This window comes from Streptococcus sp. VTCC 12886, assembly GCF_049893425.1.
GTDB classification, from domain to species: Bacteria; Bacillota; Bacilli; order Lactobacillales; family Streptococcaceae; genus Streptococcus; species Streptococcus suis_AA.
The window spans coordinates 1-1,192 of sequence record NZ_JBMVJB010000071.1 but is presented as its reverse complement, the minus strand read 5'-3'; the positions used below and the strand labels follow the sequence as shown (position 1 = coordinate 1,192).

The following is a 1,192-nucleotide window of genomic DNA, read 5'->3' as shown; positions in this document are numbered from 1 at the left end:
AGAAAAAGTTTGTTTTGGTCTTGACTTTTCCGTTTTCTTGGTAATATCCTCTCTTCTCAAAAATTCCGACACACTCAGAGTTGACAGCTTAGATGATTTTGATAACGGTTACGTGATATAATATATTATCGAAATTCCAAGGGAGACAAGGCTATGAAGCAGGTTTTTATATTCTCAGATTCACAAAAAGATAATATTTCATATTTTGAATGTGAGCCGGCAATGCTAGTTTCCATGAATCGCAGTGACTTGCCTTATCTAAAAGAACAAGACTTTGCGAGTCATACAGCTATCTATGTTTTAATTGGTGGAAATAAACGCTACGTGGGGCAAGCTGCAGGCCAAACCATTTATCAACGGTTATATCAACAGTTTTCTAAAGAAGATAAGAATTGGGTTGAGTCAGTTTTATTTTTCTCCAGAACAGATGGGAAACTGTCAAAAGCTGATACCGATTATTTGGAGAAGCGACTCATTCAAGATTTCACTGAGAAATCAGATTACCAAATGATGAATTCAACTATTGGAAACAAATCTTATATTGGGAAGCTTTCAAAAGCCCAGTCAGATCAATTGTATGAGACTGTTTTTGAGATCATTGATGACATTGCAAATATTGATCTGTTCGGTGTTTCAGAGGGTGAATTAACGAATGAGGTTAGTCCATCAGATATGTTTGAAATTCAATATGATGGTCATACACTACAATCAAAGTCTGCAAGAGGTCTGTTTGTTGATTTCGCAAAATCAATGCTTGTCGACGATAAATACAAACAGCAGATAGAAGAGTTAATAGCGCCAGATGCACCAACTGCTGGAGTCGTTTTAGGTAGAAAAGTTTCAACTTATAATGGCAGACCAAATTCAGCAGAAGTGGCTCCAGGTGTATGGCTATACACAAATTTTTCAAGAAAAGATACTAAAAATAGGCTTGAAAAGTTAACTAAGCAGCTAGGAATTTCAGCTAAAATTAATTGGAAATAATGACGGGTGCACTCTGGTGAATAATTCCCTAGAGTGCCTTTTTATTACTTCGCAGATGAAATATCCAGTATATCTGACTTTAAACTATCCTTTAAAACTTTGCTTCCGTGCTATAACCTTATATCTGATATGTGACCTAGTCAAGCATTTTTGTAACACTAGTGTATAAAATTTCTTACGCTGCACGACATCGTGCAGCATAAGGTGT

General features: G+C 36.0%; 1 protein-coding gene. It reads left to right on the top strand.

From position 1 onward, the window contains the following. Positions 1-153: 153 nt before the first annotated feature. Positions 154-984 (top strand): GIY-YIG nuclease family protein, encoded by an 831-nt coding sequence (locus tag ACPC57_RS11505; RefSeq protein ID WP_434067000.1) that lies wholly within the window; start codon positions 154-156, stop codon positions 982-984. Positions 985-1,192: the final 208 nt, after the last annotated feature.

Bases quoted from the DNA above. Each gene is read 5' to 3' on its own strand.
- ACPC57_RS11505 (WP_434067000.1), top strand. From the start codon at position 154: ATGAAGCAGGTTTTTATATTCTCAGATTCACAAAAAGATAATATTTCA.